Annotated in this window: 23 protein-coding genes and 2 other RNA genes; 4 read left to right on the forward strand and 21 right to left on the reverse strand. The window is 64.6% G+C overall.

Annotation, left to right across the window (positions count from 1 at the left end):
* Positions 1 to 21: 21 nt before the first annotated feature.
* Genes pgsA through kdsB form a run of 5 tightly spaced genes read right to left on the reverse strand, consistent with a single transcriptional unit; the run spans position 22 to position 5,189 of the window.
* Positions 22 to 654: a CDP-diacylglycerol--glycerol-3-phosphate 3-phosphatidyltransferase gene (gene pgsA / locus VC212_RS17505; RefSeq protein ID WP_104615655.1), complete on the reverse strand. Its 633-nt coding sequence runs from the start codon at positions 652 to 654 to the stop codon at positions 22 to 24.
* Positions 654 to 2,510, reverse strand: coding sequence for an excinuclease ABC subunit UvrC (gene uvrC / locus VC212_RS17510; protein ID WP_323526491.1), 1,857 nt, complete (start codon positions 2,508 to 2,510; stop codon positions 654 to 656). Before uvrC ends, pgsA begins: the two co-directional genes overlap by 1 nt.
* Positions 2,507 to 3,925: a hypothetical protein gene (locus tag VC212_RS17515; protein WP_323526492.1), complete on the reverse strand. Its 1,419-nt coding sequence runs from the start codon at positions 3,923 to 3,925 to the stop codon at positions 2,507 to 2,509. Before VC212_RS17515 ends, uvrC begins: the two co-directional genes overlap by 4 nt.
* Positions 3,926 to 3,948: 23 nt before the next feature.
* A complete protein-coding gene (locus VC212_RS17520; RefSeq protein ID WP_323526493.1) occupies positions 3,949 to 4,413 on the reverse strand; it encodes a low molecular weight protein-tyrosine-phosphatase in 465 nt (154 codons plus the stop codon).
* The gene (kdsB, locus tag VC212_RS17525) at positions 4,410 to 5,189 is read right to left on the reverse strand and encodes a 3-deoxy-manno-octulosonate cytidylyltransferase (protein ID WP_323526494.1); all 780 of its coding nucleotides are present in this window, start codon (positions 5,187 to 5,189) and stop codon (positions 4,410 to 4,412) included. Before kdsB ends, VC212_RS17520 begins: the two co-directional genes overlap by 4 nt.
* A 251-nt stretch (positions 5,190 to 5,440) precedes the next feature.
* Between kdsB and VC212_RS17530 the strand changes: the two genes are divergently transcribed.
* Positions 5,441 to 5,516, forward strand: a non-coding RNA gene (locus VC212_RS17530) — sX9 sRNA.
* 147 nt (positions 5,517 to 5,663) lie between these two features.
* Here VC212_RS17530 and lpxK read toward each other — a convergent pair.
* Genes lpxK through VC212_RS17555 form a run of 5 tightly spaced genes read right to left on the reverse strand, consistent with a single transcriptional unit; the run spans position 5,664 to position 12,016 of the window.
* Positions 5,664 to 6,701 carry a tetraacyldisaccharide 4'-kinase gene (lpxK, locus tag VC212_RS17535; RefSeq protein WP_323526495.1) on the reverse strand — a complete coding sequence of 346 codons (1,038 nt, stop codon included), beginning with the start codon at positions 6,699 to 6,701 and terminating at the stop codon, positions 5,664 to 5,666.
* Positions 6,698 to 8,467 (reverse strand): lipid A export permease/ATP-binding protein MsbA, encoded by a 1,770-nt coding sequence (msbA, locus tag VC212_RS17540; protein WP_115513076.1) that lies wholly within the window; start codon positions 8,465 to 8,467, stop codon positions 6,698 to 6,700. The genes lpxK and msbA overlap by 4 nt, the downstream gene beginning before the upstream one ends.
* The gene (locus VC212_RS17545; RefSeq protein WP_055854186.1) at positions 8,464 to 8,919 is read right to left on the reverse strand and encodes a biopolymer transporter ExbD; all 456 of its coding nucleotides are present in this window, start codon (positions 8,917 to 8,919) and stop codon (positions 8,464 to 8,466) included. Before VC212_RS17545 ends, msbA begins: the two co-directional genes overlap by 4 nt.
* A 3-nt stretch (positions 8,920 to 8,922) precedes the next feature.
* A complete protein-coding gene (locus tag VC212_RS17550; RefSeq protein ID WP_323526514.1) occupies positions 8,923 to 9,552 on the reverse strand; it encodes a MotA/TolQ/ExbB proton channel family protein in 630 nt (209 codons plus the stop codon).
* Complete coding sequence (locus VC212_RS17555) at positions 9,440 to 12,016, reverse strand: DNA internalization-related competence protein ComEC/Rec2 (RefSeq protein WP_323526497.1); 2,577 nt, start codon at positions 12,014 to 12,016, stop codon at positions 9,440 to 9,442. The genes VC212_RS17550 and VC212_RS17555 overlap by 113 nt, the downstream gene beginning before the upstream one ends.
* Before the next feature lie 398 nt (positions 12,017 to 12,414).
* On the opposite strand from VC212_RS17555, the gene VC212_RS17560 reads away from it, so the two are divergent.
* Both VC212_RS17560 and VC212_RS17565 read left to right on the forward strand, forming a co-directional pair.
* Entirely contained in the window at positions 12,415 to 13,479 is a 1,065-nt protein-coding gene (locus VC212_RS17560; protein ID WP_115527850.1) for an SDR family oxidoreductase, read from the forward strand.
* A 133-nt stretch (positions 13,480 to 13,612) separates the two neighbouring features.
* Positions 13,613 to 13,689: non-coding RNA, sX9 sRNA (locus VC212_RS17565), on the forward strand.
* Between the two features lie 147 nt (positions 13,690 to 13,836).
* On the opposite strand, the gene lolD is transcribed toward VC212_RS17565, so the two are convergent.
* From lolD to VC212_RS17615, 10 genes are all read right to left on the reverse strand, one after another.
* On the reverse strand, positions 13,837 to 14,571 hold the full coding sequence (lolD, locus tag VC212_RS17570; RefSeq protein WP_161961624.1) for a lipoprotein-releasing ABC transporter ATP-binding protein LolD: 735 nt from the start codon (positions 14,569 to 14,571) through the stop codon (positions 13,837 to 13,839).
* Complete coding sequence (locus tag VC212_RS17575; RefSeq protein ID WP_055854177.1) at positions 14,564 to 15,805, reverse strand: lipoprotein-releasing ABC transporter permease subunit; 1,242 nt, start codon at positions 15,803 to 15,805, stop codon at positions 14,564 to 14,566. The genes lolD and VC212_RS17575 overlap by 8 nt, the downstream gene beginning before the upstream one ends.
* 23 nt (positions 15,806 to 15,828) lie before the next feature.
* A complete protein-coding gene (locus tag VC212_RS17580) occupies positions 15,829 to 16,281 on the reverse strand; it encodes a hypothetical protein (RefSeq protein ID WP_323526502.1) in 453 nt (150 codons plus the stop codon).
* Positions 16,232 to 16,480, reverse strand: a complete 249-nt coding sequence (locus VC212_RS17585) for a succinate dehydrogenase assembly factor 2 (protein ID WP_055854170.1) — start codon at positions 16,478 to 16,480, stop codon at positions 16,232 to 16,234. The genes VC212_RS17580 and VC212_RS17585 overlap by 50 nt, the downstream gene beginning before the upstream one ends.
* 113 nt (positions 16,481 to 16,593) lie before the next feature.
* Entirely contained in the window at positions 16,594 to 17,376 is a 783-nt protein-coding gene (locus VC212_RS17590) for a succinate dehydrogenase iron-sulfur subunit (RefSeq protein ID WP_055854167.1), read from the reverse strand.
* A 16-nt stretch (positions 17,377 to 17,392) separates the two neighbouring features.
* A complete protein-coding gene (locus VC212_RS17595) occupies positions 17,393 to 17,602 on the reverse strand; it encodes a hypothetical protein (RefSeq protein WP_323526503.1) in 210 nt (69 codons plus the stop codon).
* A gap of 3 nt (positions 17,603 to 17,605) precedes the next feature.
* The gene (gene sdhA / locus VC212_RS17600) at positions 17,606 to 19,396 is read right to left on the reverse strand and encodes a succinate dehydrogenase flavoprotein subunit (RefSeq protein ID WP_055854164.1); all 1,791 of its coding nucleotides are present in this window, start codon (positions 19,394 to 19,396) and stop codon (positions 17,606 to 17,608) included.
* 34 nt (positions 19,397 to 19,430) lie between these two features.
* Positions 19,431 to 19,817: a succinate dehydrogenase, hydrophobic membrane anchor protein gene (gene sdhD / locus VC212_RS17605; protein WP_115513083.1), complete on the reverse strand. Its 387-nt coding sequence runs from the start codon at positions 19,815 to 19,817 to the stop codon at positions 19,431 to 19,433.
* Positions 19,814 to 20,206 (reverse strand): succinate dehydrogenase, cytochrome b556 subunit, encoded by a 393-nt coding sequence (gene sdhC / locus VC212_RS17610; protein ID WP_055854159.1) that lies wholly within the window; start codon positions 20,204 to 20,206, stop codon positions 19,814 to 19,816. The genes sdhD and sdhC overlap by 4 nt, the downstream gene beginning before the upstream one ends.
* A 56-nt stretch (positions 20,207 to 20,262) precedes the next feature.
* Entirely contained in the window at positions 20,263 to 20,571 is a 309-nt protein-coding gene (locus VC212_RS17615) for a DUF1674 domain-containing protein (RefSeq protein WP_236699318.1), read from the reverse strand.
* Between VC212_RS17615 and VC212_RS17620 the strand changes: the two genes are divergently transcribed.
* Complete coding sequence (locus VC212_RS17620) at positions 20,473 to 21,345, forward strand: folate-binding protein (RefSeq protein WP_323526505.1); 873 nt, start codon at positions 20,473 to 20,475, stop codon at positions 21,343 to 21,345. The two genes, VC212_RS17615 and VC212_RS17620, sit on opposite strands and share 99 nt — an antisense overlap.
* Here the strand turns inward: VC212_RS17620 and ugpC are convergent.
* The gene (gene ugpC, locus VC212_RS17625) at positions 21,342 to 22,430 is read right to left on the reverse strand and encodes a sn-glycerol-3-phosphate ABC transporter ATP-binding protein UgpC (RefSeq protein ID WP_115527856.1); all 1,089 of its coding nucleotides are present in this window, start codon (positions 22,428 to 22,430) and stop codon (positions 21,342 to 21,344) included. The genes VC212_RS17620 and ugpC overlap by 4 nt on opposite strands.
* Positions 22,431 to 22,532: the final 102 nt, after the last annotated feature.

A 22,532-nucleotide genomic window follows, 5' to 3' on the forward strand; every position in this document is an offset into this window, starting at 1 on the left:
CTACAGCGAACAGGATAGCTGTCAACTGTTGCTTTCGATTTTTTTCGGCTTGTTGCTGATCGCCGCTTTTTCGTCGGCGCGCAGACTCGGCCATGCCGCCTGCAGATACTGAAAACCGGACCACAACGTCAGCAGCGCAGCGATCGCCAGTGTCCAATAGCCGGCACGGAAGATCAGATTGCCCAGCCAGATTTGATGCGTGGGCATCTGGCCGGGAGTGACCGAATACAGCAGGCAAAGCAGCGCGACCATCTGCGCCGTGGTCTTGATCTTGCCGATCGCTGCAACGCGCACCTTGGCGCGCTGGCCGATCTCTGCCATCCACTCACGCAATGCGGAGACTGCGATCTCGCGGCCTACGATGACGGCCGCCCAGAACGCCATCCACGGCGTGGGATGCCCCTGCACGATGAGGAACAAGGCGACGGCGACCATCAACTTGTCGGCAACCGGATCGAGGAACGCGCCGAACGCGGAATACTGGTGATACCGCCGCGCGACCCAGCCATCCAGCCAGTCGGTGATGGCGGCCAGCGCGAACACACCGGCCGAAGCGAAGTTCGTCCAGGTGTATGGCAGGTAGAAGACCACGACCAACACCGGGATCATCAGGATCCTCAGCAGTGTCAGCCACGTGGGGATGGTCAACTTCATTACGGACTCGACTCGCCTGCCGCATCGGGAAGCGCCAGCCCGTGCAGGTTAGCGTAGATTCGCGCAGCAAGTGCGGCATTGACCCCGTCCACCCGCGCAATCTCGGCTTCGCCGGCCGCCTTGAGACCGACCAGGCCACCGAAATGCTTGAGCAGGCTCGCGCGGCGGCGTGGTCCGATGCCAGGGATATCCTCGAGCTTGCTGGTCATGCGCGCTTTCTGGCGGCGCCCGCGATGGCCGGTGATCGCAAAGCGGTGCGCTTCGTCACGGACCTGCTGGATGAATTGCAGCGCGGGCGAGGCTGCGCCCGGTCGCAGTTCGCGGCCGTCGGCCATGATCAGCGCCTCGTGCCCTGCCCTGCGCTCCTCGCCCTTGGCCACGCCGACCAGCACGACGTTCTCCACGCCAAGGTCGGCCAATGCGGCCTGCGCCTGCGCCAGCTGGCCGGCGCCGCCGTCGATCAGCAGCACATCGGGGAGGACGCCGTTTTCTTCCACTGCACGCCGAAACCGCCGTTCGATCGCCTGACGCATCGCCGCGTAATCGTCGCCCGGCGTGATGCCGGAAATATTGAAGCGGCGATACTGGCCGCGCACCGGGCCGCTGGCGTCGAACACCACGCACGACGCCACCGTGGCCTCGCCCATGGTGTGACTGATATCGAAGCATTCCACGCGCTTGACCTGCTCGGCCAAGCCCAGCATCTCGCGCAAGGCTTCGCTGCGTGCGTGCTGCGCGCTCTGGCTGGTGAGCTCGGTCACCAGGGTCAGCTGCGCGTTGCGGGTCGCCAGCAACAAGTAGCCGGCGCGCTCGCCACGCACGTTCCACTTGAGCGCTACCTTGTGCTCGGCGGCAGTGCTGAGCGCGGCCTCGATCAGTTCGGCGTCGGGAATCTCGCGATCCAGCAAGATCTCGCGCGGCGGCGAATGTTCGGCGTAGTACTGCGAGACGAAGGCCGCCAGGATTTCGTCGGCGCTGTCTTCGCCGTTGGTCTTGGGAAAGAACGAGCGCGTGCCCAGGTTGCGGCCGTCGCGGAAGCTCAGCAGCAACACGCAAGCCTGACTGGACTGGGTGGCGCAAGCCAGCACATCCAGATCGGCGGCGCGGCCGTCGACGTACTGGCGGTTCTGCATACCGCGCAGCGACGACAGCAAATCGCGCAGACGCGCGGCACGCTCGAATTCAAGCGCTTCGCTGGCTTGCTGCATCGACTGCATGATCTCTTCGCCGAGCTGATCGCTCTTGCCTTCGAGAAACATGGTGGCGCGGCGTACCGATTCGGCGTAATCGGGCGCGGCCACCAGATCCACACACGGGCCGCTGCAACGGCCGATCTGATACTGCAGGCACGGCCGCGAGCGGTTGCGAAACACGCTGTCTTCGCAACTGCGCAGCTTGAACAGCTTGTGCATCAGGCTCAGCGTCTCGCGCACGCCGGTCACGCCGGTGTAGGGGCCGAAATAGCGCCCCTGCACCGCACGCGGGCCGCGGTGCAGCGCGATACGCGGCCAGTCTTCGCGCGTCAGCAGGACGTACGGATAACTCTTGTCGTCGCGCAACGACACGTTGTAGCGCGGCGACAAGGATTTGATCAGCTGGTTTTCCAGCAGCAGCGCTTCGGCCTCGCTGCGGGTCACGGTGACGTCCATACGCGCGACCTGCGACAGCATCGAGGTCAGCCGCGCATTCTTTGGCGTGCCGTTGAAATAGCTGCCCACACGCTTACGCAAGGCGCCGGCCTTGCCGACGTACAGCAAGGTGTCGTCGCTCGCATACATGCGGTAAACGCCGGGCGCGGTGCTCAGTCGCGCAGCAAACGCTTTTCCATCGAAGTCGGCTTGGGGCCTTGCGCTCATTCTTCTATCGCAACATCACTCAGTGCGCCGCTTGCAAGGTCGTAACGCAAAACGGCATGGGCATCGGTTTCGGCAATCCAGACTGCGCCGGCGGCGACGGCAAGCCCGGCCGGGCCGTGCAGACGTCGCGGTAGTTCGACCGTGGTGAGTTCGCCGCCGCCCAGACGCAGGCAGCGCAGCCGTCCGTTACCGGTGTCGGCAATCCACAGCATCGGCGAATCGGCGCCCAGTGCGATGGCTTGCGGAAATTGCAGGCGCGCGGTGCCGCGGGGGCCGTCTTCATCACCGAACTGCCAGATGCCCTGCCCGCCCACCAAGGTCTGCACCAGATCGCCGCGCAGCTGCATGGTGCGGATCGAGGAGCCCAACCCATCGCACACGTAGGCAACCTGCTGCACCGCCGCCAGCCCTGCCGGTTGCGCGAAGGCCGCCAGATGACCGCTGCCGTCGCGAATTTCAAGGGACCCGGTGCCGGCACGCGCGCTCAGTGCAGCGCGTCCCAGGTCGTAACTCCAGATGCGGTTGTCGCCGGCCATGGCGATCAGCACCTGGTTGTCGGCAATGGCCAGACCTTGCGGATAGTTCAGTGCAGACGCACCGGCAAAGGCCAACGGCCCTTCCACCGGCTCGCCTGAGCGACCGGTGCCGCACAAGGTGTCCACCTGCCCGCTGCGCAGGTTGATGCGACGCAATGCGTGATTGCCGGTATCGGCGACGTACAGCTGATCGCGCTCCAGCGCCAGACCCTGGGGACGACGAAAGGCCGCTTCGCCGGTACCGCCATCGATGAGATCAGCATTGCCGTGGCCGAATTGCCGCAGCACCCGGCCGCCATGCGTGCATTCCAGCACGCGGTGGTGCCCGGTATCGGCGATATACAGACGGTCTTCGGTGGCAGCCAGGCCGGTCGGAAAGCGCAGCGCCAGCCGCTGTTCGGGGTCGCGTTCTGCAATGACTTGCAGGTCGGCGTCGGAGGGCGGTTGCTGGCCTTCGCACAATGCGGCCAACGCCTTGTCCAGATCAGCGGTGACACCCACCAGGCGCTGGCGTTCGCGGCCATAGGCATCCAGCAACACCAGCGTAGGCCAGGATTCGATACCGAAGCGGCGCCAGGTTTCCCAGTCCTTGTCGAGCAGGATCGGCGCGCTGACGCCGTGCCCGCGCAGTTGCTTGAGCGAGCGTTGTGGCAGGCGTTCGCTATCGAAGCGCGGCACCTGCACCACGATCACCTGCAGCCGCCCGGGGCTACGCGCCTGCCATTGCGCAAGCTCGGCAAGACGCTCGGCGCACCACACCGAGCTGGCGTTGACGAACGCCAGCACGAGCGCGCGGCCGCGATGCTCCTGCAAGGTGGATGGCCTGGCATTGAGCCAGGTGGGAAATTCCGGCAGTTCCTGGGTGAGCTGGGCAGTCATGCGGTAATTATGCCCAAGCGCGATTAGCCGCGGGTGAGTCTGGCGACCGTCTGTCGCGCCGCGGTATCGACCAGTTGCCAGACCTCCTCGAAATCCTTGCTGCCGCCGGTGTACGGGTCCGGGATGTCGTCGCGCGCGTCCACGCCGGCCCACGGCAACCACAGCGCGACCTTGTCGCGTTGCGCTGATGGCGCCAGACGCTGCAGATCGCGCAGATTGTTGCCGTCTGCGCACAGCAGCCAATCGAAGTGGTCGAAATCCTCGTCGCGCACCTGACGTGCGCGCAGGCCGGAGATATCCACGCCGTGTCCGCGCGCGCAACGGATGGCGCGCGGGTCGGGCGGATCGCCGGCATGCCAATCGCCGGTACCGGCCGAGTCGACCTCGATGCGGCGCGACACGCGTGCCTCGTCCAGCCGCGCGCGCAAGGCGCCCTCGCCCATCGGCGAACGACAGATATTGCCCAGGCACACGATCAAGACCTTCATGCCGATGCCACCCGCGCTTGCGCACGTGCCAGATCGTCCGGCGTATCGATGCCCGGCGGAAATTGCTCGGGCGTCAGCGCAACGGCGATGCGGTGACCGGCTTCCATCGCGCGCAGCTGTTCCAGCGACTCGATGCGTTCCAGCAGGCCGGGCGGCATCGCCGCGAACTGCTGCAGAAACCCGGCGCGATAGGCGTAGATGCCGATATGACGCAGCCATTGCCCCTCCTCGGGCAAGCGGTCGCGCTGACTGGCGAAGCTGTCCCGGTGCCAGGGAATCGGCGCACGGCTGAAATACAGTGCATCCCCGCTCGCGCTGCGCACCAGCTTGACCACATTGGGATCGAACAGATCGTGCGCGCTATCCACCTGCGCGGCCAACGTAGCCATCTCCGCGCCGGAGCGCAGCAGCAGCTCGGCGACCGCGCGAATGCCGGCAGCCGGCGCAAACGGTTCGTCGCCTTGCAGATTCACCACGCAGGTGTCCGCGTCCCAGCCGGCGATGCGCGCGCATTCGGCCAGGCGATCGGTGCCGGAGACATGGTCGCTTCCGGTCATCGCCACGTGCACACCGGGCACGCCCTCGATCGCGTCTGAAATTCGTACGTCATCGGTCGCGACCCATACCTCGCGTGCGCCTGCCAATAGCGCCCGCTCGGCCACGTGCTGAATCATTGGACGATCGCCGATCAACTGCAGCGGCTTGCCCGGTAGGCGTGTGGACGCGTAGCGCGCCGGAATGGCGACGACGAAATCGGCAGACAGGGTGTTGGTCATGTGGTTGCGCTCTCGGCAGCAAGGAGTGTTGGAACGGCGGGACGGTCTAGCATGTATCGCACTCTTGCATCAGCAGCGCCGGCGAAAACTGCCGCGCTGCGACGGCTACAGCACAGCATGGCGCCAGCAATCGTGTAGCCACTGTCGCTGGTGCGGCCGCGCAAGGATGCAGCCCTCGTGCTGGAACAGGAGCGGCGAACACCACTGCTGTGCTCAGCGCCAGGCCGGCGCGTGCCGGTACCCGGTGCGGTTTGTCCCACGCGTACAGTGCGGTTCTGAGCGCGCGGCCCGTCCCACCTGACGCCTGCTCGCACCGTGTTGTTAGCCGCTTCACGCGCGTCGCGTGCCTGCGCAGTGTCTCAGCAAGCCAATCGCTGCCCGGTCTCAAGTGGCATTGGCGATCGGGCGAACCCCAGGGGCGACGCGCAACCGCTCCTGCATGCGCAGCGAGCGCCGCACGACACACCGCCAAGATCAAACGCCCTGCCGGCTGGCCAACTTGTCCAGCCGATCCAGCAGACTCACCCAGAACGCAGCCGGCAACTCCGCCTTGAGCGGCACGCTATACAGCCACTCGTCGGCGAACGGCCGGCACTTCACCGCATCCTTTTCGGTCATCAACACTGGCAGGCGGCTACCGAAACTGAAATCTGCGGAGCGATACACATGATGATCGGGAAAGGCATGCGGGACGACGCCGATCCCGCGGGCGCGCAACATGGCAAAAAAGCGCTCCGGGTGCGCGATACCGGCCACGGCGTGCACGCGCTGGCCGGCCAGCATGCTCAGCGGTTGCGCCCGTTTGCCGTCCATTGGCTGCACGCTGTCAATGCTCAGGCGCATCTGCCATTCGCCGAAACCGGCGTCGTCCATTGTTTGTGGCGCTGTGGTGGCGCTGGCCTGGCCCAGATTAACCACGCGGAAGTCGCAATCGTGTGCGCGCGCGGCCGGTTCGCGTAGCGGTCCGGCCGGTAGCAGGCGGCCATTGCCATAGCGGCGCTGTCCGTCGACCACTTCGATTTCCACGTCGCGTGCCAGCCGGTAATGCTGTAACCCGTCATCGCAGACGATGATGTCGCACCCCGCCTCGACCAGTGCGCGCGCGGCGGCGACACGGTCGCTATCCACGCGCACGCGTGCGCCGGTTTTCCAGGCGATCAACACAGGCTCGTCGCCGCCAAGTGCGACTGCCGTGTCCGCATCGACCCACCGGGCAGTGCCGGAATCATCGCGGCCATAGCCGCGGCTGGCGACGCCGGGGGTCCAGCCGGCTTCTTGCAGCTTGGAAACCAAGGCAATGGTCAGCGGAGTCTTGCCGGTGCCACCGGCAGTGACATTGCCGACCACGATCACCGGCACCGGCACGCCATGCCGCTTGCGCCAGCCGCGGCGGTACAAGCCGCGCCGCAGCGCGATGGCGGCGCCGTAGATGGGTGCCAATAAACGCGCCGGTAGCGGTATCGGCGCATTGTCGTACCAATACCCCGGCGTGCGGGTGCCGCGCTTGCTCATGCCTGACGTTCGCGAAACTGCATGCCGTGCAGATGCGAATACAGCCCGCCCTGCGCCAGCAATTCGGTGTGCGTGCCGCGCTCGACGATGCGGCCCTGGTCCATCACCAGCACCTGATCGGCATGCTCGATGGTGGACAGCCGGTGCGCGATCACCAGCGTGGTACGGTCCGGCATCAGTTTGTGCAAGGCATCCTGCACCAGTCGCTCGGACTCGTTGTCCAGCGCCGCAGTGGCTTCGTCCAGGATCAGGATCGGCGCATCCTTGAGCATCGCGCGTGCGATCGCCAGCCGCTGGCGCTGCCCTCCGGACAGCCGCCCGCCCTTGGTGCCGACGTGCGACTGCAGACCCTCGGGCAATTGCGCCACGAACTCCATCGCATTGGCGCCAAGGATCGCGCGCTCCAGTTGGCCGGCATCTGCCGTGCGCATTTCGCCATAGGCCACGTTGTCGGCGATGCTGCCGTCGAACAGCATGACCTGCTGGCCGACCAGCGCGATCTGGCGACGCAGATCGGCCAACGAATACGCCTGCACCGGGTGACCGTCGAGCAGGATCTGTCCGGCCTCGGCCTCGTAAAAACGCGGGATCAGTTTGATCAGGCTGGACTTGCCGCTCCCGGAGCGGCCGACGATCGCCGTCACCGTACCGGGCTGCGCGACGAAGCTGACCTCGGCCAGTGCCGGATTCACCTGCCCCGGATAGCGCGCGGTCACATCGCGAAACTCGATCAAGCCCTTCGCACGCGTCAGCGGCACCGCGCCCTGATCGGGCTCGTCCGGGCTGTCGAGCACCGAGAACAGCCGCTCGGCCGAGGCCAGGCCACGCTGCACCATGTTCTGCACATTGGTGAGCTGTTTGAGGCCTGGAATGATCGTCAGCATCGAGGTCATCAGCACCACGAAGTCGCCAGCGGTCAGACGCCCGGCCAAAGCCTGGGCACCGGCCACGAACAACAGCGCCGACAACCCGATTGCGCCGATCATCTGCACGGTGGCAGTGGAAATGCCGCGAGTGGATTCGACCTTCATCGCCAGCCGCAAATTGCGATCGGCCAGCGCGCCATACCGCTCCATCTCGGTTTGCTGGGCGCCGTAAATCTTGACCTCCTGGTGGCTGGACAAGGTCTGGTCGGCGGCCTGCAACAGATGCGCGCCACTCTCCTGGATGCTGTGGCTGATGCGTCGATACCGACGCGCCACCTTGTCCATCACCCACGCCAGTACCGGTGCGAGCACCAGGATGGTCAGCGTGACCTGCCAGCTGTGCCACAGCATCAGCGCCAATGCGCCGATCACCTGCAGCGACTGCTGGATCATCACCTTGACCGCATCCACCGCAGCCTGTGCAACCTGATCCGAGTCCGAGCCCAGGCGAATCAGCATCGACGGGACCGGTTCGGAATCGAAACGCGAGCCTGGCAGGCGCAGATACTTGGCCATCACCTTGATGCGCAGATCGCGCGCGATGCTGCGTGCGGATTTGCCCATCGCCATGTCGGTGATGTAGCCGGCAATGCCACGTACCACAAACAGCAGAATGATCTGCACCGGCAGCCAACGGCTGACGTCGGCGTTCTTGTAGATGAAAGTTTCGTCGGTGATCGGCTTCATCAACGCCAGAAAGCCGGTGGTGCCGGCGGCTTCGACCAACGCGGCAATCAGCGCAGCGATCAGCAACAGCCGGTACGGCTTGGCGAAGGCCAACAGGCGACGGTACGTGCGCCAGGACGACACTGGCGCCGGGCGGTCGTTGGAGGTGGTCACTGGCGGGTTCCGTTATTGCGTGTTTTGCCGGCAGTGCCGGTCTGAGGTGCAGTCGCAATGGCGATACGCCGGAAGCCGAGTTGTCCCAACGCATCCTGCGCAGTGACCACGGCTTGATACGGGGTACGCGCATCGGCGCGCATCAGCACCGTCTGCTCGCGGTCGTCGCCGGCGATCTGAGCGATGGTCTGCTTCAGCGAGTCCACATCCGAGCGCAACACTTCCTGGTCGTTGATGAAGTAATGCCCGTCGGCATTGACCAGCACGCTGAGCGAACGCGGCGGCGCGCTGGTGTTCTGGTCACTGGCGGTCGGTAGCTGCAGCTGCAGCGTCGAGCGTGCGTCGAAAGTCGTGGTCACCACGAAGAAGATGATGAGGACGAGAATGACGTCAATCAATGGCACCAGGTCGATCTGCGGCTCGTCCTGGCTTCGGTCGCTGCCGATGCGCATCCGTCAGCCCTTTGCCATGACAGGCTTGCTGCCCGCCGCTGCCGGCGCTGCGGGCGCCGGACCCCCTCGGCCATCCATGGTGTCCAGCAGCAGCGTGGCTTCCTGCTCCATCTCGATGATGTAGCCGGCAATGCGCCCCTTGAAGAAGCGATGCGCCATCAGCGCAGGCACCGCGATGATCATGCCGGTGGCGGTACACACCAGCGCTTTGCCGATGCCACCGGCCAGCTGGTTCACATCGCCCACGCCGTGATCGAGGATGCCCAGAAACATCTGGATCATGCCGACCACCGTGCCGAGCAAACCCAGTAGCGGGCCGGCCGACGCGATGGTGCCCAGCGCGTTCAGATAGCGCTCCATGCGATGCACCACGTGGCGACCGGTGTCTTCGATGCGTTCACGGACCAGATCGCGCGAACGGCCGCGGACATCCAGTGCAGCAGCCAGTAGCGCACCCAGTGGCGAATTGCGCCGTAGCGACTCGATATGGGTGGGATCCAGCTGGCCGCGCGCAGCCCAGTTACGGACCTCTTCGCCCAGCCCGGGCGGCGTCACCTCGTTGCGGCGCAACGTCCACAGACGCTCCAGCACGATCGCCAGGGCGATCACGCCCAGCAACAGCAACGGCACCATCGGCCAACCGCCCGCCTTGACCAGCTCCAACACGATTCGATTCCTCCGGCAACGCGGCCGCCTGTTCGCTGGCCGATAGGATAGCAGTCGACCGACGCCGTTCCGCAGCATCCCACAGACGTGGTTGCCAACGCCGTCGCTCGCGCACCTGCAGGCCATCCGCGCCCAGCCAGACCCTGACCGCACCGGACTGGGCAGTGTCGAGCAATTCCGCGCCACTGCCCTGCCAGCGCTGAACTACTTGTGTGCGGGGATGGCCAAAACGGTTGCCATGCCCGGAGGACACCAGCGCCAGCCGCGCGCCCGTGGCGGCAATGAAGCCGGCATGCGAACCATCTGCGCTGCCATGGTGCGGCACCACGACCACGTCGGCACGCAGCCCCGCAACCTGCTCGCGCATCAACCGATGCTCGATGAGTTCGTCGATATCGCCTGGCAACAGCGCACTGGCATGCCGCGTCTCGACCCGCAGCACGCAGCTGGACTGATTGCGCAGGTACGGAAAATCCGCACCTGGATGCAGAAAGCGAAAGCGCACGCCATCCCACTCCCACTGCTGGCCGGCTTGGCAGCGCTCACTGACGTCCAGCGGCGCGCCCGGCGGCGCAGACGTCATCGCGACCGGTAGCCCTGCACGCACTGCTGCGTAGCCACCGGCATGATCGGCATCGGCATGACTGAGCACGAGTGCATCCAGTTGGCGTACCCCGAGCGCACGCAGGGCGGGCAGCACCACGCGCTCACCGGCGTCGAAACCATCGCGCACTGCGGGGCCGGTATCGAACAGCAGCGCGTGCCGTTGCGTGCGCACCAACACTGCAAGACCCTGCCCCACATCCAGCACCTGCAGATCGGCTTCGCCAGCACCGGGCAAGGCACGATCCGGCCATAACAGCGGTAGCCACAGCAGCACCGCCATGGCCTTGCCCGGCGTGCCTCGCGGCAGCAATAGCCAGAACGCGCCCAGCAACGCTGCAATCAGCGCAATGGCATCGGATTCGGGCACCCACCACAACGCCAGCGTGGTCTGCCCAAGCCAGACAAACCCCGGCCAGGTGAGTTCAAAGCACCAGCCCGCCAAGTGCCACGCCCAAACGCCCGCACCGGCATGCAGTGCCTCGAGCGCCGTTCCCAGCAGACACAGCGGCACCACCACAAAGGTCCACCAGGGAATGGCGACAAGATTGGCCAAAGGGCCCACCAGCGATGCTTGTCCAAACAAACTGACCGTCAGCGGAAGCAAGCCGACGGTGGCGACGGTCTGCGCGGACAGGAAGCCGCGCAGAATGCTCCGGTCATCTGCGGGCAGGCACCACACCAGCCAGGCGACACCGGCGAAACTGAGCCAGAAGCCAGCCACCAGCACGCTCAGCGGGTCCCATACCAGCACTGCAAGCAAGGCCAGCGCGAGAATCTGCGCGGTTGTGGCGCGTCGCCGCGCGACCCGCGCCAGTGCGACGACGGCGATCATCAGCACGGTGCGGACCGTGGGCAGCGCCAGCCCTGCCAACACTGCGTACGCAGCCGCGCCGAGCAGCGCGGCGATGGCTGCGGCGTGGACGCGCGGCATCAGCAGGCTCAAACCCGGCCGCCATCGCCACACGCCGGCCACCGCCAATGCAACGAACGCGGCAACCAGGCCGACATGAAATCCCGAGATGGCGATCAGATGGCTGAGCCCGGTCGCGCGCAGAGTCGCCCATGCCGCGTCGTCCAGTCCGCGCGTGTCGCCCAACGCCAGTGCACGCAGGTAAGGCGCGGAAGGCCCGGAGACCTGTTCGGCAATTCGCAGCGACATCCGGTCGCGCCAGGCATCCACGCCACGCGGGGCGACAGTCTCGCGCGCAGCTCCGAGGTCGCGCACGTAACCGGTGGCTGCAAGGCGCTGCGCCAACGCCTGACGCTCCGCATCGAACCCACCCGGATTACGCAGACCGCGCGGTGCGCGAAGCTTGAGCTGCAGTTGCCAGTCCGCCCCAGCACGCAGGGCAGCACGCGGCCCGATCTGATCGGCGCCGAAAGGGTCGTACCACGCCAGTTGCAAGAGTTTGCCGCGCAGGGCCGCCGGCTGCGTTAGATGGTGATCGACGCGCAACTGGAAGCGCGTACGCCGCTGTTCGGCCACCGGCAGCCCGACAATGCGGCCACGCACGGTAATCTCGCGCGCTTCATCACGCGGTAGCAGTTGCGACTGCACTACCTGGGCGGCTTGCCAGCCGGTTAGCCCGAAGCCCACCGCAGCCGTTGCAAGCACCAGCATCCACACAGGTCGCTGCGGGTGCAGCCACAGGGTCAGCGCGATGCCCAGCACACCCGCGAACAGGCTGGCGGCATACAGCGCCTGCGGCAGTGGCGCTGGCGACCATGCACAAATGACCACGCCCAGCAGCAACGCGACTGCGACCGGCACTGCCGATGCAAGACGCGGCAGCGGCGCCGCATGTGCCGACACATCCACATCCATAGGGGCGCCTATGCTCCTGATCGTCCTGATCCAGGAAACAACGCTAGGCCACCCCATTGACTGACGGCAGCGGTGATGTGCGCGCAAGACCGTAGGAAGACACCGGATCTGCTGTAGCACATTGCCGGCACGCCGTTGTTCGGCGCGAATGCCCACGGGTAGTGTTCGTGTGTCGCCAATGCCGGGCACTGCTGCAGGATATGGATCGGATCGATCGAGTACGTACCGGGGCCTGGGCAGCCGTTGGTCGAGGCGAACACGTCGAACCGGGCAGATCGATCAGGTGCAGCTGACGCAGCCAACGTCCGATGAGTCCAGCCGGGCACCTAGTGCTGCATTCGCCTCGATTTCATGACCGAAGCGCTATGTTCGACACTGTCTTTGAGGAGTTCCCCCACATGCGTAAAGGCATTGCATTGATTGTCGGCGTGACCGGCATCTCCGGCTATAACCTCGCCAACGTGCTGGTAGCCGACGGTTGGACCGTTTACGGCCTGGCGCGTCGCCCGCTGCCGCATGACGGCGTCATTCCTGTCGCCGCCGATCTGCTGGACGCCGACAGCACCAACAACGCGCTGCGCGGTCTGCCGATCACCCACGTCTTTTTCTGTACCTGGACACGTCGCGACACCGAACGCGAGAACGTCGAGGCCAACGGCGCGATGATGCGGCACCTGTGCGATGCGTTGAGCGACGCGCCGCTGCAGCACATGGCGCTGGTCACCGGCACCAAGCACTATCTGGGCGCGTTCGAAAACTACGGCAGCGGCAAGGCTGAAACGCCGTTCCGCGAAAGCGAGCCGCGTCAGCCGGGCGAAAACTTCTACTACACACTCGAAGACCTGCTGTTCGCGCATGCCGAGCGTCACGGTTTCGGATGGAGCGTGCATCGCTCGCACACCATGATCGGCATGGCCAATGGCAGCAATGCGATGAACATGGGCGTGACGTTGGCGGTCTACGCATCGCTGTGCAAGCACACCGGCCAGCCGTTCGTGTTCCCAGGTTCGCAGGCGCAGTGGAACAGCCTCACCGATCTGACCGACGCCGGACTGCTCGGCCGTCAGCTGGCCTGGGCAGGTCTCAGCCCGGCGGCGCGCAACCAGGCATTCAATACCGTCAATGGCGATGTATTCCGCTGGCGCTGGATGTGGGGCGAGATCGCCGCGTTCTTCGACCTCGATGCCGCACCCTGCCCCGACACGCCGCAGCCGTTGGAAGCACGCCTGACCGAAACCGCACCGGCGCTGTGGGCCGAATTGGCTGCGCAGCACAATCTGGTCGAGTCGGACGTCAATCGTCTGGCCTCGTGGTGGCATACCGATGCCGACCTGGGCCGCGAGATCGAGTGCGTCAACGACATGACCAAGAGCCGCGAACTGGGCTTTGTTGACTTCTACGACAGCCGCGCCTCGTTCTTCGAGCTGTTCACCCGATTGCGGGCACTGCGCATCATTCCTTGAGCGATGCCAACGCATCGCTGCAGGTCGCAATGGCCCGCAGCGATGTGGATAGAGGTGGAGTTCAGGGGTTTGGAGCAGCTAACAAAACGACTGTGCTCACCGCAAGATGGGCGCAGCCAGTGCTCGGTGCGGCAGGTACCACTCGTACACGCCAGCTCTAAACGCGCCGTCCACACCCACCTGGCACCTGCTCGCTAGGTTTTGTTAGCCGCTTTTAGAGCTGCGCTCTGGACATAGCACCAAGTGAGCGACGCACCAAACGAAAGCACTGCGCATCCTGCACGCAGCGACATATCGCGAGAGCTACGTCCACTTTATTGCGCGACACGACCGGCAACCCGATCGCATCGCAAGCACTCACACTGCCGAGGGTGCCAGCTCGCGCAGCTTGCCTTGATGCAGCTCCAGCACGCGATCCAGACGACGCGCCAGGCTGCGGTCGTGGGTGACCAACACCAGGCTGGTGCGCTGCGCGCGGTTGAGTTCCAACATCAGCTCGAACACGGTGCCAGCGGTCTTGTCGTCGAGATTGCCGGTGGGCTCGTCGCCCAGCACGCATCCCGGCTTGTTCACCAGCGCACGCGCCACCGCACAGCGCTGCCGCTCGCCGCCGGACAGCTCGCTGGGCTTGTGCTCGATGCGATGGCCGAGCCCGACCGATTCCAGCAGCTGCAATGCCTGCCCGCGCGCCACCGCCACCTCCTTGCCCGACAGCAGCACCGGCATCATCACGTTTTCCAGCGCGGTGAATTCCGGTAGCAGATGATGGAACTGGTACACGAAGCCCAGCGCCTGGTTACGCAGCCTGCCGCGCTCGCCATCGGACAGCGCCGACATGCGCCTGCCAGCGACATACACCTCGCCCGACGTCGGAATATCCAGCCCGCCGAGCAGATGCAGCAACGTGCTCTTGCCCGCGCCGGACGCGCCGACGATTGCTACCGTCTCGCCGGTCGCCACCGACAGGTCCAGACCATCGAACACCGGGGTACGCATCTTGCCTTCGGCGTAGGTCTTGGCCAGCGCCTCGGCGCGGATCACCACATCTGCTGGAGTTGACTTCTGCACGCGCGATTCCAGGATCTCATTCATAACGCAACGCCTCCGCCGGCTGGGTACGCGAGGCGCGCCACGCCGGGTACAAGGTCGCCAGGAAACTCATCACCAAGGCCACCAATGTGATCACCACCACATCCTGGGTTTGCATGTCGGTGGGCAGGCCAGTGATGTAGTACACATCTTCGGGCAGCAGTTTGACGCTGAAGATCGCCTCGATCAGGCCGAGGATGCGCTCCAGATTGAGCGTCAGCACGATGCCGCCGATCACCCCCATGATCGTGCCCATGAAGCCGATCAACGAGCCCTGCACCATGAACACCTGCATCACTCCGCCAGGCGACAAGCCCAGCGTACGCAGGATCGCAATGTCGGCCTGCTTGTCGGTGACCAGCATCACTTGCGACGACACCAGGTTGAACGCACCCATCGCCACGATCAGCGACAGCAGGATGCCCATCACGGTCTTTTCCATCTTCAACGAGTGATAGAGATTGGCGTTTTCCTGGGTCCAATCGCTCACCCGGTACGGGCCGTGCAACTTCAGCGCCAGATCGCGCGCGACATTCCAGGCCTGATCCATGTCGTGCAATCGCAGCCGCACGCCGGTGACGCCATCCATGCGCAAGACCCGCCCCAGATCCTGCATGTTGACCACGGCCAGCCCGCGATCGATCTCGTTGTAGCCAGCTTCGAAAATCCCGCTGACGGTGAAGCGTTTGAGCCGCGGCATCGCGCCGAGCGGCGTGGCCTGCGTGTCGCTGAGCAAGACAACGATGCTGTCGCCCACATCCACGCCCAACCACAGCGCCAGCTCCTTGCCGATGACGATGTTGTAGGAACCCGGGGTCAGGCTATCGACCGAGCCCTGCTGCATCTTCTTGGCCAGCACCGACACCTTGTTCTCTTCGGCCGGAACGATGCCACGCACGATGGCCGGCTGCTTGCGCGGGCCCTGCAGCAGCGATTCGGTTTCGATATACGGTGCGGCGCCGGCAACGCGCGGGTCAGCCATGGCGACCTCGACCGCATGCTGCCAGTCGCGCATCGGCGCACCTTCGGCGCTGACGGTGGCGTGCGCCGCCATCTGCAACAGGCGGTCGCGGATTTCTTTCTGAAAACCGCTCATCACTGCCAACGTGGTGATCAGCACGGTGACGCCCAGGGCGATGCCCAGGATCGATGCCATCGAGATAAACGAGATGAAGCCATTGCGCCGCTTGGCACGCAGGTAGCGCAAGCCGATGGCAACCGGGATAGGTTTGAACATGCGGTTCAACCAGAAAAGGGACGCTATGGTGACACTTGCGGACGCCCGGACGAAATCGCGTGTGCCTGGGCGGCCAGACGCAGTTCACGTCGTTGCGGCGCCGGCAAGGTATCCGGCCAGAAATGCAGGCGCTCACGGCGCGCATCCAGCCGGGTCCATGACACCACCGCAATCGGCCCGCGCCAGGCAACCTGCAGGTTCTGCACCTGGGTGCCGTCAATGCTGGCGGGGCTCTCGCTCCACGGCACGACCAGCTGCCGCAGTGGCGAACGCAACAGCAGCCACAGTGATCTTCCGACCGATACCGGTACAACGATGGACGACATGACAGCCAACCAGGCCGGCACACCGCTGCGCCAGACGGCGCACAGTGCCAGCACGGCGAGCAGGCTCAGTGCGCAAACAAGCCCGCGCGAGGGCCGCCACTCAAGCCGGCAAGGCGCGAATATCGGCGATGAGTGCGGCGTTGGCGACATCCGGGCAAGCCTCGTAACCCATGAACCAGCGCCACAACTTATCGTCTTCGCAATCCAGCAGCTGTAGGAAAACCGCGCGCTCTGACTCGGAAGCCTGCGCCCAGCGTTGATCCAGATAGCGCCCGAACAGCTGATCCAGCTCGCGCATGCCACGCCGGCAACGCCAGCGCAGCTTTTTCAACAAGGTTTCTTCGTCCATCTCTCTCTCCTCCCTGCCCTGCGGCGGGAGCGAAAACGACAGCGGCACCTGACCATCAGGCCGGTGCCGCTGAGAACCACATCCCGCAAACGCGAGACCTCTGTGCCTTGCGATCAGGCGCGACGCGCCATCATCAACTTTTTGATCTCGGCGATCGCCAGCGCAGGATTCAGGCCCTTCGGGCAGGTCCGTGCGCAATTCATGATGGTATGGCAGCGATACAACTTGAACGGGTCTTCCAGATCGTCCAGACGTGCGCCGGTGTCTTCATCGCGCGAGTCGACGATCCAGCGGTACGCCTGCAGCAGGATCGCCGGGCCCAGGTAACGCTCGCCATTCCACCAGTAGCTCGGGCAGCTGGTCGAGCAGCATGCGCATAGGATGCACTCGTACAAGCCATCCAGCTTCTTGCGGTCTTCCGGCGACTGCAGGCGTTCGCGATCCGGCGGCGCTGGCGTCTGAGTGCGGATCCACGGCTTGATCGACGCGTACTGCGCATAGAAGTGGGTCAGGTCCGGGACCAGATCCTTGATCACATCCATGTGCGGCAGCGGGTAGATCGGCACTTCGGCCTTGCCGCAGGCATCGATCGCCTTGGTGCAGGCCAGCGTATTGGTGCCGTCGATATTCATCGCGCACGAGCCGCAGATGCCCTCGCGGCACGAACGACGGAAGGTGAGGGTCGGGTCGATCTCGTTCTTGATCTTGATCAGTGCGTCCAACACCATCGGGCCGCACTTGTCGAGATCGATCTCGTAGCTGTCGGTGCGCGGGTTGGCGTCGCCATCCGGATCCCAGCGGTAGACCTTGAAGGTGCGCGTGTTCTTGGCGCCCTGCGCAGGGTAATGCTTACCCTTGCCGATCTTTGAATTCTTGGGGAGGGTGAACTCTGCCATAGCTGCTCTCGTTGGCTCAGGCGATGCGCGGTGCGAGCGACAGCCGCACCGTGCGCATGAAGGTAAAGACGATGGATGCCGCCACCGAAGCGGCGGTGCAACGACCGGCGTATTGCCGGCGCTGCCCATGCGTGATGAAACACCCCGACCGCTGCACGTAATTACCACTACGCCAGGACAAGCCGGCGGCTGGCTTCACTGCAGCGAAGGCGCGTTGCATGCGCATCGATCAGTAAACGCGCGGCTTCGGCGGGACGACATCCACGTCCTGACTCAGCGTGTACATGTGCACCGGGCGGTATTCGAACTCGCACTTGCCCTTGTCGTCGACGGTGACCAGCGTGTGCTTCTGCCAGTTGACGTCGTCGCGGTCCGGGAAGTCTTCATGCGAATGCGCGCCGCGGCTTTCCTTGCGCTGCTCGGCCGAATTGATCGTCGCCACTGCATTGAGCAGCAGGTTGTTCAATTCATAGGTCTCGATCAGATCCGAGTTCCACACCAGCGAGCGGTCGGACACCTTGACGTCTTCAAAGGTGGCGAAAATCTCGGCCATCTTGTCCACGCCTTCTTTCAACGTCTTGCTGGTGCGGAACACCGCAGCGTCGGACTGCATGGTGCGCTGCATGTTGTCGCGGATCACCGAGGTCGGCGTGGAGCCGTTGGCATAGCGCAACTTGTCCAGCAGGCCAAGCGCCTTGTCGCAGGCATCGGACGGCAACGTCTTGTGCGGCTGGTTGGGCTTGACCGTCTCGGCGCAGCGGTTTGCCACCGCACGGCCGAACACCACCAGATCCAGCAACGAGTTGGAACCCAGACGGTTGGCACCGTGCACTGACACGCAGGCGGCTTCGCCGATCGCGTACAGGCCGGGCACCACCGCATCCGGGTCGTCGCCCTGCTTGCGCACGACTTCGCCGTAGAAATTGGTCGGAATGCCGCCCATGTTGTAGTGCACGGTCGGCAGCACCGGGATCGGCTGCTTGGTCACGTCCACACCGGCAAAGATGTGGGCGCTTTCAGCGATGCCGGGCAGCTTTTCGTTGATGACTTCCGGGCCGAGGTGGGTCAGGTCGAGCAGGATGTGATCCTTATGCTCGCCGACGCCGCGGCCTTCGCGGATCTCCACGGTCATCGAGCGCGATACCACGTCGCGCGAGGCCAGATCCTTGTAATGCGGTGCATAGCGCTCCATGAAGCGCTCGCCGTTGCTGTTGCGCAAAATGCCGCCTTCGCCGCGCACGCCTTCGGTGATCAGGCAGCCCGCACCGTAAATGCCGGTGGGATGGAACTGCACGAACTCCATGTCCTGCACCGGCAGGCCGGCACGCATCACCAGGCCGCCGCCGTCACCGGTACAGGTGTGAGCGGAGGTGGCGCTGAAGTAGGCACGGCCATAGCCGCCGGTGGCCAGCACCACGCCGTGGGCGCGGAACAGATGCAACGAACCTTCGGCCATGTCGAGCGCCAGCACGCCGCGGCAGACACCCTCTTCGTCGAAGATCAGGTCGAGTGCGAAGTACTCGATCATGAAACGCGCGTTGTGGGCGAGCGACTGCTGATACAGGGTATGCAGCATGGCGTGGCCGGTACGGTCGGCTGCCGCGCAGGTGCGCTGCGCCGACGGGCCTTCGCCGTACTTGGTGGTCATGCCACCGAACGGGCGCTGATAAATCTTGCCCTCTTCGGTACGCGAGAACGGCACGCCGTAGTGTTCCAGCTCGATGATGGCCGGAATCGCTTCGCGACACATGTACTCGATTGCGTCCTGGTCGCCCAGCCAATCGGAGCCCTTGATGGTGTCGTAGAAGTGGTAGCGCCAATCGTCTTCGCCCATGTTGCCGAGCGCGGCGGAAATACCGCCCTGCGCCGCCACGGTGTGCGACCGGGTCGGGAAGACCTTGGTCAGGCAGACCGTCTGCAGGCCTTTCTGGGCCAAGCCGAACGTGGCACGCAGGCCGGCGCCGCCGGCACCCACCACGACCATGTCGTACTTGTGTTCAGTGATCTTGTAAGCGGACATCTAATCTGGATTCCTGTTCTGTGTGCCCGATGACTCAGGCACCGCCCAGCGCGATGCGCGCCACTGCGAAAATGCTGACGATCGCGCCAAGCACGGCGATGAACTTCACCGTCGTCTGCAACGCCAGCGCCAGCAACGAGTTGTGGATGTAGTCCTCGAGCACGACCTGCAGGCCAAGCTGCGCATGCCAGAACATCGCCACCAGGAACCCGACCAGCAACACCGCGTTCCACGGCTTGGACACCGCAGCGACTGCGGTCGTGTAGTCGGAACCGAGCAGGCTCAGCACGAATGCCACAAACCAGATCGCCAGCACGACCAGCGCTGTTGCGGTCAGACGCTGCATCACGAAATGTTCGGTACCGGTCTTGGCCGCGCCCAGACCACGCACATTTTTTAACGGGGTGCGATAGCGGCTCATGCGGAAGCTCCAGTCAGGACATACGCCCAGATCGCAGCGGTCAGCACCAGGCTGGCGATCACCGAGGTCCAGCTGCTGCGGATAAAGGCGGGAATGCTGAAGCCGCGGCCGAAGTCCTGGACGATGTGGCGGATGCCGTTGGCCAGGTGATAGGTAAAAGCCCATGACCAGGCGAACAGGAACAACTGGCCGTACCAGGCGCCCAGATGCTGGGTCAGACAATTCCAGTGGTCCTCACCTAGCATCAGCAAGAGCAGCGAGACGGCGATGACCAGCGCGCCTCCGGAAAGGATGACGCCGGTAGCTCGATGCAGGATCGAGGTCGCCATCTGGATCTGCCAGCGGTAGACCTGCAGATGTGGAGAAGTGGGACGTTCGCGGATCGCCATTCGCTGGGCTCGTTTTCTCGGCTGGGCGGCACTAGGCCGCTGTGGCTAAAAGCTGCTCAAAAATCGATGCAGCGTCCATTTTTTTCCCAGTCGCCGTAGCGCGTTGGCTCGGGGCCGTCGCGTCCACCAATCTCCTTCGGCAGTGGCTTCTTCTCGGGAATCTGCTCCTGAGGGGAAGGCTGCGTCTCGGAATCCAGCGCTGGGGTGGGGGTTGGATGGCCTATCATAGTGGTCTCACAACGTTGCGATTTTAGTCCTCCCCCTCCATGGCTGACAACCTGAATCTTATTCCACAGGGTTTTGGCTCCCTGCACGATATGCAATACGTCCGACTGGTCGGGACGGATGCAGTGTCGTTCGCGCATGCCCAATTCGCCAATGACGTCCAGGCGCTGGCGATCGGGCAGTGGCAATGGAATGCGTGGTTGACGGCGAAGGGGCGCGTGATCGCCATCTTCGCACTCCTGCGTGAGGACGACGCGCAGTTGCTGATGGTGTTGCCAGACGGCAACGCGGCCGAAATCGCCGCGCAACTCGGCCGTTTCGTGTTCCGGCGCAAGCTGAAAATCAACGCGGCCGCGCTGCTTGCGTATGGCGGCTTCGCGGCGCCAGAGCATGCGCAAGGCGCACATGCCGAGATCGGAACGCTGCGTATCGCGCTGGATATGGGCGTCGCCGCCCTGCCACGCACGCTTTTGCTTTTCAGCGACGACGCATTGGCCGCGCCTATCGAATTGCCCAGCATCGACGCGCAATGGCGCCGGGCGGATCTGCAACTAGGTCTGGTTCGGCTGCCGGATGCGCAGCGCGAACAATGGACGCCGCAGCAACTGGCACTGGACCGCCTGCAGGCTTTCAGCGTCAAGAAGGGCTGCTACCCGGGTCAGGAGATCGTTGCGCGCACGCATTTTCTGGGCAAGGCCAAGCGTGCGTTGCAACTGCTGGAGACTGAAGCCGCTGTCCAGGCGGGCGATAGCGTCGAGCTGGACGGCGCAGCCATCGGCACGGTAGTCAGCGTTGCCGGCGATCTGGCGCTGGCGGTGTTGCCACTGGAATTGACCGTGGACGCCAGCACCACACTGCAAGCCGGCGCGCACCCGGCGCGCCCGCTTGCCATCTTGTCCGGGCTGGAGCGTTAAGCCGGCTCCAGCCGCTGCCCGGTTGCCGGGTCGAAGAAATGCAGGGCATCGCTGCGCAATGCCAGGCGGAGAGGCTGCCCGACCACTGGCAGCGCCTGCGGCGCGACGCGGATCACCAGCGGCTGCCCGCCGCGATCGAGGTTGAGGAAGATCTCGTTGCCGACCGGCTCGATGACCTCCACTTGCGCATCGAAGCCCAACTGCGCATCGCTGGACGGCTGCAGATGCTCGGGGCGCACGCCGACGATCACGTCCTGACCGAACCAGCGGCGATCGACCTGCGCGGCGCCCAGCGGCACCCGCCAGCCGTCGGCCATGACGAGATGCAGGCCATCCTGCTCATCCAGCCGTCCCTGCAGCATATTCATCGCCGGGCTGCCCAGGAAACCGGCAACAAACAGGTTGGCCGGACGGTCGTACAACGCCATCGGGCTGTCGATCTGCTGAATCACGCCGTCCTTGAGCACCACGATGCGCTGACCGAGGGTCATCGCTTCGACCTGATCGTGGGTGACGTATATCATGGTGGTGCCGAGCTTGCGATGCAGCTGCGCGATCTCGGTGCGCACGCTATGGCGCAACTTGGCGTCCAGATTGGACAGCGGTTCGTCGAGCAGGAAAACCGACGATTCGCGCACCATCGCTCGCCCGAGCGCCACACGCTGACGCTGGCCGCCGGACATCGCCTTGGGCAACTTGTCGAGCATCGGGGTCAGGCCCAGCAGTTCGGCGGCGTTATTGACGCGCTCGGCGATGACCTGCTTTGGGTGACCACGCAGCTTGAGCCCGAAGGCCAGATTTTCCGCCACGGTCATGTGCGGGTAGAGCGCATAGCTCTGGAACACCATGGCGATGTCGCGGTCCTTCGGCGCCACGTCGTTGACGACGCGTTCGCCGATCTTGAGCGTGCCCGCGCTGATGTCCTCAAGCCCGGCGATCATGCGCAACAGCGTCGACTTGCCGCAGCCGGACGGCCCGACCAGCACCATCAGCTCGCCATCGGCCACCTCGAAGCTTGCGCCCTGCACCGCCACCTGGCCGTTCTCATAGACCTTGCGGACACCTTCCAACTGCACTTTCGCCATCGTTCGGCCTCAACGTTTGTATGCGCCCTGCCCTCGGCCCTCCCGATGGCAATGACGACCGACCCGTTTGCGAGGAAATCTCCTGCAAACGAATGCATTGGT

Origin of the sequence: Xanthomonas sp. WHRI 8932A, assembly GCF_035012785.1 — a bacterium.
Classification (GTDB): domain Bacteria; phylum Pseudomonadota; class Gammaproteobacteria; order Xanthomonadales; family Xanthomonadaceae; genus Xanthomonas.